Here is a 14,375-nt window from a genome sequence, read left to right on the forward strand (position 1 = left end):
AGGGAATTCCCTACTTGATGAACTGGTCGATGCGGCGCCCCAACTCCGCCCGCGAATGAATGTCGAGTTTCCGATAGATCCGGGTGAGGTTGACTTCGACGGTTTTGACGCTGATGAACAGCGTGGCGGCGACATCACGGTTGGTCATTCCGGACGCTGCTAGCTCGGCGACTCGCTGCTCAGAGGCCGTGAGCACGGAGGTCCGGGGCGTCTTGTTGCCGTCGCGCGACAGCGAGGCTTTCGCGCGCGCCGTCCACAACGGCATGTCGAGCTGCTCAAAGGTCGCGAGCGCTTCCCGCTGGACTGCTGTCGCTGCCTCGCGGCGACGCTGTCGGCGCAACAGTTGTCCGAGAAGCAACTGGGTGCGTGCGCGCTCGAAGGGCATCTGCAGCCGCTCGTGCTCGGACATCGCGTCCTGCGCCGCGGTGACCGCGGCTTCGAGACCACCACGCGCGGCGAGCAGCGTGCTGCGGGCGCGCGAACCGACGGCCAAGATCCACGGACGGTTCAGCCGTCGGCCATTGTGCTCCGTGTTGTCGACGAGGCGCTCCGCCTCGTCGAAGCGGCCTAGTTGAGTCAATGCTTCGATCGCGTCCGGCAGACACGACGCCGGAATGATCTCCGTCGCTCGCGGTTGCGCGTTCAGCATGGCCAGCAGCGGCTCCAAAGCCGCCGCGGCCGCGGCGTAGTTTCCCAACGACACCTCGAGGAAGCCCAGCACGCTTACGGTCCACCCCAGCAGCGCGAACGCGCTACTGCGCTGTCCGGCTGCCAGCGCTTCGCCGATGTCGCGCCGCGCGTCGTCCTCGCGGCCGGCGTAGGCAGCGACTGTGGCCCGCAAAGTCAATGCGATGAAAGCCGGGAAATCGCCGCCGAGTTGCTTCGCGCGTTCCATGGAGTCTTCGGTGACCAGCAGCGCCTCGCTCATGTCGCCGCGCCAAATCGCCTGCAGCACAGTGTGGAAACCGACGAACATCAGCTCGCTCTCTCCACCGGTCTCCACGCATTCGCGGCGGATGCTCAACATCTCCTCGTGAGCGCGATCGAGTTTCCCGACCAAACCGAGCAACATGGCGTTCTGTACGTGAGGACGAAAAGCCAAGGGTACGTTCGCGTCACGGTCCTCGGTCAGGATCGCCTCGGCTATCGACGTCTCGTCGAAGCCGTCGCCGCGCATGAATCGCTGCACCACCCGCATGCTCTGCGCCATGCTGGCCAGATGCGGACTACCGATCTTGTCGGCTTCGGTCGCCGCCGCGTCAATGGTGCGCAGAGCGCCGGCGGAGTCGCCGGAATTGAGGAGGGCGTAGGACAGGGTGATCAAAAGCTGCGCGCGAAGCTCGTCGTTCTGGATCTGACCGTCGAGGCCCTCGTTGAGTAGAGTCGCCGCTTCGGCAAAGCTGTCGTCTTCGAGCCGCACGATGGCAAGTGTGTGCAGTGCCTCGGCACGAGTATCTCCGCGCTGCAGTTCCGACACCGTGTTCTCGAGCAGCGACCGGGCCCGTCCTGTATCGCCTGCCGCGAAATGATGTGTGGCCGTTCGGATTCTGCGTTCCGGCGTGTCTCCACCCCGCTGCAGGGCCAGTTCGAGCAGTTCGGCGGCAGCGGCCGGCGCGCCGCGGATGCGCGCTGACTCGGCAGCGGCGTCGAGAGCCTGAAGGGTCTGATTGTCCTGCCTGGTAGCGCCGAGCGCGAGATGTCTGGCACGAACCTCCGGCTGGTCCACGACGCCGGCAAGCCGGCGGTGCATCACGCGGCGCTGAGCCGGCGTCGCGGCGTCATAGGAGCCCCGCGCCAACAGAGGATGCGCGAATTCGATTCGGCTACCCTCGATCTCGACGATGCCCTTGGCTTCGGCCTGCTCCAGCAAGTCGACCAGGTGACCTGGGGCGGCGTCAGCTGCACGGGCGAGTTGTTCGGTGGTGGCCGACGTCATACAGGCCAGTGCGAGCAACGCGTTCTGTAGGTCGCCGTCCAGACCGTCCAGCCGCGACTGGACTATCTCAGACAGGGTGCGGGGCAGCGTTATTTCCCCTACCGGCAAGCGAGCTTCGATCACCCGGGCGAATTCAACTGCGTAGAAAGGGTTTCCCCGCGACACCTCGAGGATTTTGACCATCGTCGGGCGCGGGAACGACCGCCCGAGTCGCGCGGTGACTACTGCGTGCAAAGCGCCAAGGCTCAATGGCTTCAACGTGATTCGCTGGGCCAGATCGGGCCTGGCGAATTCGAATAGCGGCACGACGTCACCGTGGTTGTCGGTGCGGCGGGTGATGAGCATGCCGACGCCCGCTGCGAGGCGTCGTGCGGCGAAGGCCACCACGTGTCTGCTGGAGGGGTCGAGCCATTGCAGGTCATCGATCGCGACCAACACCGGCGACGTTTCGCGAAGCATTTCGACGATCGCCAGGAATGCCGCTGACGCCGCATGTTGATCGGTAGCGGTGTCGTCGTCGCCGGTGCGCAGCAAGATCCGGTCCACGGCCAGCTTCTGTGGCGGGGGCAGGCGGTCGAGGATCGCGGTGTCGACCCTGCGAAGCAGATCGGCAAGGGATGCGTAGGCCAGACCCGACTCGACCGCGGCGGTCCGGGTCGACAGAATCCGGAAACCGAGTTCGCGTGCCTGTTCCAAGCCGGCCAGCCAGACCGTCGTCTTGCCGATGCCCGGCTCGCCTTCCAGCAGCAGTGCCGCCGGTTCCTGCGCCGCCGAGGCGAGAAACGTTGCGACCGAACCGAATTCCGCCGAACGGCTTACGACACTCGCCGAGCGACGATGGCCGTCACCCATATCGGCCGCGCCTAGCAGCGCCGGCCCGTTGAATTCGCCACATCCGCGTTTTCCAGACGAGAGCAGGACAGCGGAGATGCTACCCAAGTAAACGCGGTTATGTTAGCTGAACGTCTAGAGCGCGGCGCTGCGCTGCGAAGATAGGCGGCCTGACCCGGGTGTTTCTCGTCGCCCTGTGCAGGACGTTTGGTCCTCTTTCGAGCCGCCAGGGGCAGCGGGACCGCTAATGGCCTGGGGCGTCCGGGCACAAATGGGTGGTTGCCGCGCTGACGAACAAGGTGCCCTGGTTGGTGTGATACGTCTTTTCGACGGCGTCCATCTCATCGAGGACGGACGTCCCGCTTCTCAGGTGATTGCACGTCGCGTAGCCCGCCGCGACCTCTTCCGCCGGCGTTTTTCCGGGCAGCGAAACGTGGTTGGTGCTCAATTCGTCGAGAAACGAGCCGTCGCCGGTGGCACCGGCATTCGGCGCGGACATCACGACAGCTGCGGTCGCCGCCATCGGTAAGACGGCAGCGATGATCAACTTGTTCACGACAGGGTCCTCTCGGTAACAGGGAGGCTGCGCGGCCTCGTCCATTCCGGTGGCGATCGGAGTGGCGCGTCGAAAACTATCAACGACACGGGTCCCCTGAAATCAGGGAAATCCCTATGTTTTCTCGCGCGACAGCTACCTCTACCCCGCGGCGCGCCCGGTGACCGGAGGCAGGTCGGCCAGCGTGACGATTCCCGGCTTCGCGGCGACGACGGCGGGCACGGCGTTGGTCACCGGCATCGCGGTGTAGATCATCCCCAGACCCATGAATCCGGGCTCGGTCCAGTCTTTCGGCGGCAGGCAGTGCACCACCGTGCGCATGTTGGGCACACCGAATACCTGGATGACGTGACCGTGTTCGAGGGGCTTGGGCGGTGTCACGTGATTGCCCATGGTCCAGTTGAACCCGACGCTGACGACGTTGCGTTCTCCCACCCAGCCGCGGTGGTAGCCGAGGACGCTGCCGACGGTGCCGGCCGGAATCTGCATGAAGCCCAGGTCGGAGTCACCGGTAGCCGCGGTGAACGTGACGTCGAACGTCATCTTGTCCAACTTCGCCCCGATCGCGTCAGCCATCATGGCGGCCGACTCGGCGAAGACCTCGCTCTCACGCCGGACGTTCTCGGCCAGCCCGGGCGTCTCGGGGTCCTGCGAGAACCCCATCGCGGTCTGGGTCTCCGCCGATTCGTAGGTCGAGCAGTCCACCGACTCGGTGATACGGATTTCGTCGACGCGCTCGCAGGATCCGCTCAGCGCCATCGCGACCAGGTTGGTCATCCCGGGGTGCGCACCGCTGCCGAAAATCGTCGAGTTGCCGTGTGCGCAGGCATCGAGAATCCGTTGCCGGTCCTGCGGCGTCTGCTTGCCACCGGTGATCCAGGCGGCGCTGGAGCAGACGTTAATGCCGGCTTCCAGCAGTCGGACCAATTCGTCGATGTCGGGCCACAAGGGGTTGTAACAACAAGCATCGGGTTGGAGTGCCAACAACGCGTCGATGTCGTTGGTGGCGGTGACCCCGGTCGGCTCGGGCCAGCCGGACAGGTCGGCGGCGTCCACTCCGATTTTGTCCTTGCCATGCGCGTAGACGCCGACCAGTTCCATGTCCGGTCTACCGATGATGGCGTGTAGCGATCGCCGCCCGATGTTGCCGGTGGTCCACTGGATCACGCGAAGCGGATGGCCTGCGGTGTCAGCGCTCATCAGGGGCTCCTCTGCCGGTGTGATTGAACTCATTATGTTCAACCCTGCCGATCGGCGCGGGAGCCGGGCGCCTCTCACCCAGAGTTAATTTTGCCGTGATCGATAATTTGGCGACCGTCTGTCGCAACGAGCGCGCCAACTCTGTTCTGAGCGGCCGCCGGCCAGCTGCGGGCAGCAGCACGGAGCAACCGTATTCAACACCTGTCAATGCCCGCCGGACGTGCTCAAACGCATTGAACAAGCGTTGAACTTGTAGCGAAAAATGCACTGCCGCAAGCGATGGAGGCGCGTTGTTCGGCCCGTGGCGGTCAGTGAGCATTTGTTTACTGAATTTGGCTCAGCAAGTTGACAAGCCACCTTCGCCGTTCTTACTCTTAAGTAACCTACGCCCGGGTAAGTTGTTCGAGCCACCGGAAGGGGTCGGATCACATGGCCACACAGCAAACTTGCAGTGAAAGACGGCCGAGAAGATAACTCGGGGCCGATCGGATGGCGCAACTACACGAGAGCAGTGCACGGATCATCGGCGAGGCCGACATGATCTCTGTTCCACTACCTGCTTACGGTCAACTCGATCCGCTGTCGGCCTGCGCGGTCGAGGAATGGGTGCGGCGGGGGAGCATGCTGCCGGTGGAGAACGTCCCGGTCGCCTCGATCCGCAACTCCTACACCCCTCGGAAGAACAAGGCCAACGAGAGCCACGTTCAGGTGCTGGCGCAGTCGCCACTACCCCTGCCGCCGATTGTGGTCCATCGGGACTCGATGCGGGTGATCGACGGCGTGCACCGACTCCGCGCCACCGAGCTGCGCGGCCACAGCACAATTGCGGCACGGCTGTTCGAAGGCAATGACGCCGAGGCATTCGCGCTCGCCGTGCATTTGAATGTCACGCACGGGCTGCCATTGACGCTTTCAGAGCGCAAAGCCGCCGCGCAAAGGGTCCTGCGATCTTACCCGCATTGGTCAGACCGGTCTATCGGGTTGATCGCCGGGGTCTCGAACAAGACGGTCGGAAAACTACGCGGGTGTACAACCGAGGAAATATCCCAGTTGAACCCCCGACTGGGCCGCGATGGAAAGATTCGACCGGTGAGCCCGGCTAACGGCCGTCGTCGTGCCGCTGAATTCCTTTCCTTGAATCCCCGCGCCTCGCTCCGTAAAATCGCACGCAAGGCAGGTGTCTCGGTGACGACAGCGCGAGATGTTCGTCAGCGTGTGGGCAAGGGCGAGAGTCCGCTGCCCGACAACCTCGCCAAGAGGGTGGCGGCAGCAGCGACGCCGACTGTGGAAAGCGCAGTCCCGGAACTCGCCGACGCGCGCGTCCCGACGCGCACCGGTTCACGGATGGTTCCAGAAGGCCGCGGTCGCGATCTGCTGCAGCGGCTGCGAAACGACCCTTCGGTCCGATCGTCCGAGCGGGGGCGGGCGCTACTGCGGCTGCTGTCGACGGTCGTGGTCGCGATCAGTGCGTGCAACGAGTTCGCCGAAGCCGTGCCGAGCCATTGTTCGGGCACGTTCGCGGAAATCGCGCGGAAGAATGCGCGCGCCTGGCAGGAGATCGCGGACAAGTTCGAGTCCAACGCAAACTGAATCAATCTGAGCGCAAACAGTTTTCGCGCTATGGGTGAAGCTCAGAGTCCCGCGACGCCGGCGACCACGAACGCGCCGCCGACCATCGCCAGCAGTATCGCCACATCCCGTCGCCGACGCGACCGGATCCACTCGTGCAGAGCCGCGACCGCCTTGGCGGTCGGCTTGGGCGCCAAGAGATAGGCCAGCAGCGGAATCTCGACGAGCGCGAAGGCCACCACGTTGAATGCCACCAGCACGGCCACTTGGGTGAGCGCGGCCGCTCCGGAGGCCAGGATCACCGCCAGCGCAGCCAGATAGTCGACCGACGGCAACGCGATGCTGAGGCCGGCGATCCCGGCCACCGACAACGAGTCTCCCTTCAGCAGCCTGGCAGCCGGACTGGCCAACTGGGCCGGCCGCGGACCCAGTCGCCCGAAGAGGTCGATGGCGACTACGGCGGCGAAGGCCAGTATGACCAGCCCAACCAGAACTTGGACCCGGGGCACCGTGACAAAAGACGTTCCGAGCAGAATGCGCCGGAATACGAATAGCACAATCAGTCCGACGGTCGTCCCCATCGCGAATCCGCCACACAAAAATGCGAATAGCTGACGCGCGGGTCGCGGCCTATTCAGCATGACCACCGTCATGCCGATGCGAAATGGTTCAACGCTGACGGCAAGCGCCATTATCAGGACAGTCGCCAGCATGAGTTTGATTGTGGTGGTGCGACCCTCGGCGGGGCTAGGCGTCCAACCGGGCGAATTGGCTCTGCCGGTACAGCTCGACGCAGGCTTGGCGGCGGATTTTGCCGCTGGTGGTGGTGGGTATGGAGCCGGCGGGGACCAGGACGACGTCGCCGACGTTGAGGCCGTGGGCGTTGGAGATGGCGGCGGTGACGTTGCTGCGGACCCCGCTGAGTCGGTGTCGCAGTTCTTCGCCGGCTTCGCCGCGTTTCTTTTTGACCTCGATGACGGTGACCAGTTGTTCGGTGCTGTCGACCTGGACGGAGATGGCGGCGACGCGGCCGTGGGCGACTTGTTGAACGGTGGCTTCGATGTCTTCGGGGTAGTGGTTGCGGCCGCGGATGATCAGCAAATCTTTGATGCGGCCGACGATGAACAGCTCGCCCTGGTGGATGAAGCCGAGGTCGCCGGTGCGCAGCCAGGGACCGGCGGGGGTGCCGGGGGAGGGATCGACCAGTGTCGCGCCGAAGCAGGTCTGCTCGGCGGGGGGTTTGTTCCAGTAACCCTCGGCGACGTTGTCGCCGTGCACCCAGATCTCGCCGATCAGGTCGGGGTCGCATTCGCGGTAGGTCTCGCTGTCGACGATGCGCAGCAGCGGTGAGTGTGGGACGCGGTAGCTGACCAGGGCCGAGCCGCTGCCGGCGGGGCACCGCTCGACGCGGCCGACGCCGAGTTCGCCGACGTCGAAGTTCTTGGTCGGTTCTTCTTCGCTCCAGGTGCCGGTGGCCACGAACACGGTGGCTTCGGCCAGCCCGTAGGAGGGGCGCATCATGTGGTCGCGGAAGTTGAAGTGGGAGAAGCGGTCCACGAAGCGTTGCAGGGTGGCCGGCTCGACTCGTTCGGCGCCGCTGATGATGCCGAGCACCCCGCCCAGGTCGAGCCCGGCCAGGTCGGCATCGGTGGTGTTACGGGCGGCCAGATCGAACGCGAAGTTGGGCGCCGAGGACCACGCGTGGGTGTTCTCCGCCAGCGCCCGCACCCAGCGGGCTGGACGCTCCAGGAACCCGACCGGGCTGGTCAGCTGCGCGTGATAGCCACCCAGGATCGGCGCGCACACCCCCAACACCAAACCCATGTCGTGATAAAACGGCAACCACGACACGATCGTCGAAGCGGGCGGCACCTTGGAGTTCGCGAAAAAGCTCTGCATGAGCTGCTCGAAATTCACCGTCAGATTGCGGTGCGACATCATCACGCCGGTCGGCACCCGCGTCGAACCGGAGCTGTACTGCAGGTAGGCGGTCTCCGGCACCTCGGCCAGGGCGAGGCTGGGACCGTCGGTGGCATCGATGTTCAACGAGTCGATCGCGACGATCTTCGGCGCGGTGTCCATGCGTGACTGATCGACGTAGTCGCCGACGTCTTCTGCCGCCGAGGACGTCGTCAGCACCACCGATGGCGCGGTATCGGCGAACACCGCGCCCACCCGGTCATAACTCGAACCGCGATGCGGCAGCGGAAGCGGGACCGCGATCATCCCGGCCTGCATCGCGCCCAGGAATGCCCGAATGTAGTCCAGACCCTGCGGGGCCAGAATGACCGCCCGATCGCCGGTCGATCCGTGGGCCCGGATTTCGCGCGCCACGTTCAGCGTCTGACGAGACAGCTGCGACCACGTCAGACTCTCGGCGACGCCGGCGTAGTCCTTCTCGTAATCGGTGAACGTGAACGCGACGTCGTTGGGACGCATGCTGGCACGCCCGTGGAGCATCGAGAGGATCGTCGATTGAGGCATATTTCGTCCGTACTGGTAGTCGATTTAAGGGCCCGGACTCAACGGTCAGCTTCCCGATTCGCTTGCGCCGTGCGACAGCACCGACAAGGCACCGCTGAGGGCCTGCGATAACGGATCGGCACCGCCGCCGAATGTGGCTTGGTTCGTCGGAGCGGTGACCACTGCCGGGTCAAAACCGTGCACCGGGTCCACCTGAACCGGCGCCGTCGCCGGATCGTCGTTCCTAATGTAGCCCGCATTTACACGGGGGATAAGTATCGCGTCGAGCTTGTTGAGCGTGTCTTCGGGAATACCGATGTACTTCAAAGGCATGACCAGCGGAAGATGCTGCTCCGGGACCATGATCGTGGTGTCTTTGGCGCCCCGCGCATTGATGGTTGTCCGGATGTTTCCGGGCGGCACCATGCTCGCGTTGGTGAATGCCACCGCTGTGTGACCAGTGGCCAGGCCCAACAGGGTGTTGGCGAAAGCGAACATGTTGTCCGGGCGGTCCGGGAAGTCGGCGATCGAGTCGTAGGCGGCCACGAACCGGTTGGTGTCGAACTGGCTGACGTATTCCGGGGGCATGGTGTAGTCGAGCGCCGGGACGACGCTGCCGACCGGGAACGTCGCCCGGAGGAAGCTCTGGCCGAAGGCATGCCTGCCGATCGGGTCACCGAAGGTGGCGAAGTTCAGCGTGTTGGGCGGGGGAGCGTCCGGGGCCGAAGCCAGCCGGGATTGTTCACCGTCGACCACGAATCCACCCTCGGACAGGCCGATGGCCGTACCGGGCCGACCGGTGGTGCGGATTGCCCCGTCGAGGTTGTCGACACCGACGTCGACTGACTCGCCGACGCTCTGGCCGTCCAGGCCGACGCCCGGGAACTGCTTGTCGATGTTGTTGATTTCGCCGCGGAGGCCCGGGAACAGCCGCGCGAGCACGTGGCCCTGGACCTGGCCGGCGGGGTAGCGGACGATTTGCCGCTGTTGGCCGGGGAACCACTCCGCGCCTTCCATGCGGATGTAGTTGTCGTACGGGACACCCAGAACGTGCGCGCCACCGAGGGCGTAGGCGGTCTGGTCGCCGGGCGCTCCCGGGGTCGGCGGGCCGCTGATCTCCGGGCCGTCGGCCCCAGCGGTCCCGACGCCGAAACACCCTGTGGCACCGACGGTTACCAGTGCCGATACTCCTGCAAGAAGCTTCTTCATACCTACCCCTGACCACGTGGGTGCGTGTCGTAGTTTCACATACATATCGGATGCGCGCTAACTCGTCTGCGCCTGGCTCAGGCCGGCTGCCGGCCTGCGTCGGCCCGGCCGCGAGGGCCACCAGTTGGCCTGACCCATCAGCGCCGCGATGGCGGGAACCGTGATGGTTCGAACCAGGAACGTGTCGAGCAGAATGCCGACGCCGATCACGACACCGCCCTGAACCACTGTGCCGATGCTGGAGAACAGCAAGCCCGCCATCGAGGCGGCGAAAATCAGGCCTGCCGCGGTGATCACGCCGCCGGTCGAACTCAGCGTGCGGATGATGCCGTAACGCGCGCTGTGTGGCGACTCATCGCGCATTCGGGAGACAAGCAACATGTTGTAGTCGGCTCCGACCGCGACCAGCACCACGAAGGCCAACGGCGGCACGCTCCAGTGCAGTTGCTGGCCGAGGATGAATTGGAAGAACACCGCACCGATGCCCACCGCGGACAGGTACGAAATCACGACGGAGGCGACCAGATACAGCGGCGCGACGATCGCCCGCAGCAGCACGATCAGCGTCAGCAGCACGACCAGCAGGGTCGCCGCGATGATGAACCGGATGTCGTGCTGGTAGTAGTCACGGGTGTCCTTGAGGCCGACGGTGTAGCCCGCCATCGAGATCTTGGCGTCCGACAGCGCGGTGTTCGGTTGGGCGCCCTTCGCGGTCGCCAGGATCGAATTCACCTGATCCATGGCCTCGGTGCTGAACGGATTGAGCTTGGTTTGCACCAGGTACCGCACCGAATGGCCGTCGGCGGAGATGAACACCTTGGCGGCGTCCTGGAACTCCTTCAGGTGAAGCAGTTGCGCCGGGATGTTGAATCCGCCCATCGACGGCTGCGCGGCGTCTTTCTTCAGCGACAGCAGGAACGTTGCCGACTCGCTGAGCCCGGCACCCAACTGCTTGACCTGGTCGACCAGCTGGTTGACCGCATCGGCGATCTGGCGGCTGCCACCGGCGAACTGATTGGCGCCGCCTTGCAGCTGGTCGAGATTGCCCTGCAGACCGCCGGGCTGGTCCATTCCCAGCGATTGCAGCACACCGGTCAACTTCTTGATCGACGCCCGCATCTTGTCGGTCGATGCCTTGAGCTGGTTTTTGTCCGGGTAGTCCTGCATCTGGCGGGCCAGGTCGTTGATCGCGTCGAGATGTTCCTGGTCACGGCCGCCGAGCAACTGCTCGAAAGCGCCGCGGGTGTCGGCGCAGGACTCATCGAGATCGCAGGTGGGGTTGCCCTCCAGCGCCTTCACCACCGGGAGGATCCATCCGAACAGGTTCTTGGCCCCGGTGTAGTTCCAGCCCATGTCGTTGCCGATCACGTTGACGTGGTCGATGAGCTGCGCCGCGAGGTCGACCTCGTGAACCAGCGTCTCGCCGCTGTACTGGTCCTTCGACGACTTGAAGGTGCTCTCCAACTCCTGAACGCTGGACGCCAGCTCGGTGACCTGGCCGCGGACCTCGTCGAGTTTGTCGGCCAGCGTGACTGAACCCTCCGACAGCTGGTTGAGGTCGTTGGTGTGGTCGTTGATCAGCGTCGATCCGCCGGCCAGGAACGAGCCGATGGCGCCCGCCTGGTAGGTGGCCCGGAATTGTTCCGGCACGTTCCCGGTGGGTCGGGTGATGCCGCTGATCGCCGCGACGTTCGGCAGCTGGCTGACCCGGTCCGCCATCTGCTCCAGGTCGGCGAGGGCTTGGGGATTACGCAGGTCGCGCGGTGACTGAATGAAGAGGTACTCCGGGATCGACTGGTTCACCGGGAAGTGGTGGTCCAGTGCGGTGTAGCCGAGCGAGCTCGGGGTAGACGCGCCCAGCGCTTTGCGGTCGTCGTAGTTGTAGCGGACCAGCCCCGCGCAGCTGGCCAGTGCCGCCAGCACCAGCAAGCTGGCAACCAAATGGAGCCGCGGCCGGCGCACGATGCGGATACCCGAACGCCGCCAGAAGGGCGCGGTCAGCTCACGTCGCGGCTTGACCCACCCGCGTCGGCCGGCGAGGGCGATGATGGCGGGCAACAAGGTCATCGCGGCCAGGAAGGCCACGCCGATACCGATCGCCGAAGCGATACCGACCGTCTGGAAGATGCCCATTCGGGCGAAGCTGATGACCAGGAAGGTGATGCCGACGGTGCTGGCGGACGCCGCGATCACCTTGCCGATCGAGAGCAACGCCTTCTTGAGCGCCGTTTCGTGGTTCTCGCCCAGCCGCAGATAGTCGTGATATCGGCTGATCAAGAAGACGGCGTAGTCCGTTCCGGCGCCGGCCATGATGGCACTCAGGAAGACGATGGACTGATTCGAGACTCCGGCGCCGGTCACAAAGGAGTAGGCGGCGACCACCGACTGGGCGATCACCAGCGACAGCCCGATCGAGATCAGCGGCAACAGCATCGTGATCAGGCTGCGGTAGACGATCAGCAAGACGACGAGCACGAGGACGCCGATAGCCAGCTCGATCGGCATCCGGTCATGTTGACCCGCGACGGTGAGGTCGGCGACGGTGCCCGCGGGCCCGGTCAGATTCGCCTTCAGCGAGCTCCCGGCGACGGTGTGTTTGACGACGTCGGCGATGTGGTTGAACGCCTCGTAGGACCGCGGCGTGCCCAGCTCGCCGGCCACCCCGACAGGCAGCACCCAGGCCTTGTTGTCCTTGCTGGTGACGATCGACTTCAGCGGTGGCGTACTGATGAAGTCCTGCAGCATCACCACATTGGCGGTGTCTTTGCGCAGGGTGTCCGCCAGCGCGCGGTAGGTGGCCTCGTCCGCGGGGCTGAGCCCCTTGTCGTCGGTGAGGACGACCAGCAGGAGATCCTCGGAGCCCGCTTCGTGGAAGGCCTCGGTCATCTTGCGCGCGGTGACGTTGGACGGCGCGTCGCTGGGCAGGATCGACAGCGGATGCTTCTCGGACATCTCGTTGAGCGACGGGAACGACAGCGGCAGGGCTACCGCGATCGCGACCCAGACCCCGATCACCACCCATGGCCATCGCACTACGAAATCGGCTAGTCGTCGCATTTAGCTTTCCCCCCGGGATGAGTTACACCGCACAATTTCGCACCGTTCCCATCCGGCGATTGCGCACTTCAGACTGGCCGCAGCCATCGACGAGCCCACGTCAGGCGACGCGTCCCCAGTGCCCGCTGTCGGCGACCCGCACGCACACAGACCTCATCGCCTCCATGTAGCGGGTGGCCGACTTCAGGGCAATGGGGTTGTCGGGATGCATGATCGCCATCACCGTGCCCTCTTTGTATCGGAAAATGTAGATAGTCAGCTGGTAGGAGAACCGGCCGTCGGGATAGATCCCGATGTTGTCCGCCAGGCCCAGGTCGCCCGCCGCGAGGATGGCGTTGAGCGGAGCGGCCCCACCGTGCAGAAAGTTCGACACCGGGAAGTTCGGCTGCGGCCACTTCAGCCACGGCGCCAGCTCCAGAACGCGGTAATACGGCACCCGCGCCATGTCCAGGCCGGAGTCGAACGAGGTCTGCGCCGCGTAGGCCGCCTCGTTGAACGACGTCGCGGCGATCGGCACGGTGACCGGTATCAGGCCGGTGAACCAGCCTTGCGTCATGAAATTGTCCGCGCCGGTGCGCGAATCCCGTGGCGTGAGCCCGTAGTAGGTCAGGGCGCCGGTGAACTCGTGCTCCACCAGGGCCAGACATGCGTAGATACCACCGACGAAACGCGCGCCGGCCGTCCCGCACGCCGCGTCGAACCGCTCGGCCTGGGCTGGATCCATCAGCAATTCAGACGACATCTCGCTGCTGATCGTCTTGTTCGGGTCGCCCAGCGGAAGGGGGAACTCGGGGAAGCCGCCGTCGTTGTTCTCGGCGAAGTCGATCCAGGCCTGTACGCCCGGCGAATCCAGCGTCAGCTGGGAGGTGGATTCGCGCTCGCGGACGCAGAAATCGTCGAAGCTACCGGCGTCGGGGAGCTCGAGTGCCTCACCGCCGCTGCTCAGCGCGGCATACATGCCGTTGGCCTCGATCATCGTGGTGCCGATCAGCGTCGCGTCGCCGTGAACGTGGTCCATCGCGACGAAGAAGGTGAATTGGCCCTCGCGTTGGACCACCCCGAAGGTGAAGCAGCCCCACTCCAGCGGACTGGGAATCGCGGTGGTGTGCCGGTGGATCTCGTCGACGGTCATGTAGCCCTGGTCGACCGGCTCGAATTCGATCTCGGAGGGATCAGTGATCGTGTGCCGGATGAATCCGCCGTCGTCGGTGCGCTCGAACCAGCTGCGGAAAGTGTCGTGTCGGCGCAGGTAGGCGTTGAGCGCGACGTCCATGGCGGCGATGTCGCACTCACCCTTGGCGTCGCAGCTGGCGATGATCTGCCGGGAGAAGTTCAATCCGGCGGCGTCCCGCTCGTAGTAGTTACGTAGGTGCTGGCCCTGCATATAACTGACCGGCACCGAGCTCACCGGCGCCTGGCGCGCTTTGTCCGCAGCCGTAGGAGTCGGGTGCCAGGAGGTGACATTGCCCGGGGTCAGCGTCCACTCACTCAGTGAGCCGACCGTAATTTGCCCGATGCGCAAAAGAACTTCCTCCTCAGTTGAACGGCTCCGGG

Annotated in this window: 9 protein-coding genes; 1 reads left to right on the forward strand and 8 read right to left on the reverse strand. The window is 64.8% G+C overall.

The window, feature by feature from the left end; all coding sequences use genetic code 11:
* Positions 1 to 10 precede the first annotated feature (10 nt).
* The 3 genes from CYU59_RS12975 to CYU59_RS12985 all read right to left on the reverse strand — a co-directional run bounded on the left by CYU59_RS12975 (position 11) and on the right by CYU59_RS12985 (position 4,523).
* Positions 11 to 2,788: a LuxR family transcriptional regulator gene (locus tag CYU59_RS12975; protein ID WP_292989988.1), complete on the reverse strand. Its 2,778-nt coding sequence runs from the start codon at positions 2,786 to 2,788 to the stop codon at positions 11 to 13.
* Positions 2,789 to 3,011: 223 nt separating this feature from the next.
* Positions 3,012 to 3,323, reverse strand: a complete 312-nt coding sequence (locus CYU59_RS12980; RefSeq protein WP_292989990.1) for a DUF732 domain-containing protein — start codon at positions 3,321 to 3,323, stop codon at positions 3,012 to 3,014.
* Between the two features lie 141 nt (positions 3,324 to 3,464).
* On the reverse strand, positions 3,465 to 4,523 hold the full coding sequence (locus CYU59_RS12985) for a dihydrodipicolinate reductase (protein ID WP_292989992.1): 1,059 nt from the start codon (positions 4,521 to 4,523) through the stop codon (positions 3,465 to 3,467).
* A 489-nt stretch (positions 4,524 to 5,012) separates the two neighbouring features.
* Between CYU59_RS12985 and CYU59_RS12990 the strand changes: the two genes are divergently transcribed.
* Positions 5,013 to 6,113 (forward strand): ParB N-terminal domain-containing protein, encoded by a 1,101-nt coding sequence (locus CYU59_RS12990; protein ID WP_292989994.1) that lies wholly within the window; start codon positions 5,013 to 5,015, stop codon positions 6,111 to 6,113.
* Between the two features lie 41 nt (positions 6,114 to 6,154).
* On the opposite strand, the gene CYU59_RS12995 is transcribed toward CYU59_RS12990, so the two are convergent.
* The 5 genes from CYU59_RS12995 to CYU59_RS13015 all read right to left on the reverse strand — a co-directional run bounded on the left by CYU59_RS12995 (position 6,155) and on the right by CYU59_RS13015 (position 14,343).
* Complete coding sequence (locus CYU59_RS12995) at positions 6,155 to 6,805, reverse strand: GAP family protein (protein ID WP_292989996.1); 651 nt, start codon at positions 6,803 to 6,805, stop codon at positions 6,155 to 6,157.
* Between the two features lie 34 nt (positions 6,806 to 6,839).
* Positions 6,840 to 8,576 carry an AMP-binding protein gene (locus CYU59_RS13000; RefSeq protein ID WP_292989998.1) on the reverse strand — a complete coding sequence of 579 codons (1,737 nt, stop codon included), beginning with the start codon at positions 8,574 to 8,576 and terminating at the stop codon, positions 6,840 to 6,842.
* A gap of 45 nt (positions 8,577 to 8,621) precedes the next feature.
* On the reverse strand, positions 8,622 to 9,764 hold the full coding sequence (locus CYU59_RS13005) for a PE-PPE domain-containing protein (protein ID WP_292990000.1): 1,143 nt from the start codon (positions 9,762 to 9,764) through the stop codon (positions 8,622 to 8,624).
* Between the two features lie 57 nt (positions 9,765 to 9,821).
* The gene (locus CYU59_RS13010; protein WP_292990002.1) at positions 9,822 to 12,821 is read right to left on the reverse strand and encodes an MMPL family transporter; all 3,000 of its coding nucleotides are present in this window, start codon (positions 12,819 to 12,821) and stop codon (positions 9,822 to 9,824) included.
* 100 nt (positions 12,822 to 12,921) lie between these two features.
* Positions 12,922 to 14,343 carry a condensation domain-containing protein gene (locus CYU59_RS13015; protein ID WP_292990004.1) on the reverse strand — a complete coding sequence of 474 codons (1,422 nt, stop codon included), beginning with the start codon at positions 14,341 to 14,343 and terminating at the stop codon, positions 12,922 to 12,924.
* Positions 14,344 to 14,375 lie beyond the last annotated feature (32 nt).

Origin of the sequence: Mycobacterium sp., assembly GCF_002863225.1 — a bacterium.
Lineage (GTDB): Bacteria > Actinomycetota > Actinomycetes > Mycobacteriales > Mycobacteriaceae > Mycobacterium.

Coding starts and splice junctions, on each gene's coding strand:
- CYU59_RS13010 (WP_292990002.1), bottom strand. CDS start 12,821: ATGCGACGACTAGCCGATTTCGTAGTGCGATGGCCATGGGTGGTGATC.
- CYU59_RS13000 (WP_292989998.1), bottom strand. CDS start 8,576: ATGCCTCAATCGACGATCCTCTCGATGCTCCACGGGCGTGCCAGCATG.
- CYU59_RS12975 (WP_292989988.1), bottom strand. CDS start 2,788: ATGGGTGACGGCCATCGTCGCTCGGCGAGTGTCGTAAGCCGTTCGGCG.
- CYU59_RS13005 (WP_292990000.1), bottom strand. CDS start 9,764: ATGAAGAAGCTTCTTGCAGGAGTATCGGCACTGGTAACCGTCGGTGCC.
- CYU59_RS12990 (WP_292989994.1), top strand. CDS start 5,013: ATGGCGCAACTACACGAGAGCAGTGCACGGATCATCGGCGAGGCCGAC.
- CYU59_RS12995 (WP_292989996.1), bottom strand. CDS start 6,805: ATGCTGGCGACTGTCCTGATAATGGCGCTTGCCGTCAGCGTTGAACCA.
- CYU59_RS12985 (WP_292989992.1), bottom strand. CDS start 4,523: ATGAGCGCTGACACCGCAGGCCATCCGCTTCGCGTGATCCAGTGGACC.